This is a genomic window from Treponema sp. R6D11 (assembly GCF_054786075.1).
Map to the genome: position 1 here is coordinate 1 of NZ_BDHD01000677.1, position 628 is coordinate 628.

A 628-nucleotide genomic window follows, 5' to 3' on the forward strand; every position below is an offset into this window, starting at 1 on the left:
GTTAAATATAGCTAAACCAACTTACCAATTTCCTTCAACTCGGATAGACTGCCATCCACGGGGGTGCAAGCATACTCTATTTCAAGTGGGGTCGTAATAAATTCCCACTTCTTTTTTACCTTTGCGATACCGCATTCCTTGACTATGGCATTTACCGTTTCCAGGTCACCCGGGTGGATGTCACCAATTATTGAATCGTGGATTTGCCCTACGAGAAAAGAGCGTCCGTTTGTTGCCTTGCGAATGCGTGGTTCCGCATTTAATAAAGAAAAGAGTAGACAATGACAGGCACTGCCCTGTATCGCCCTGTTGACCAGTTGGGTAAACTCGCATGGTGCGTAGCAATAAAAACCGGTATTGACCTTTAAATAACCCTTTGCCAAAAATTCATTGTAGGTTTTTCTCCGCCACTGACCATACTTTTTAAAACGGACATTCCAAAATTTATTTTCCATCTCCTTTATATGTTCCTGCAACTCGGTAACCGTCTTTACTCCCATCGCCCTAAATCTTTTCTTCTCATCCGGTCCGCACAACTCCCAGATATTCGGTGCCATAGATTTCGCAGATGCACCGTAAAAAATAGGAAAGACAAAACCATTCTTTGCGATATAGCGTTCCTTCTTGC

General features: G+C 43.2%; 1 protein-coding gene. It reads right to left on the reverse strand.

The annotated features are described in order from the left end of the window. Nucleotides 1–11: 11 nt before the first annotated feature. On the reverse strand, nucleotides 12–628 hold a 617-nt coding region (locus tag ACYVTD_RS15435), incomplete at its 5' end, for a DNA polymerase (RefSeq protein ID WP_461248583.1).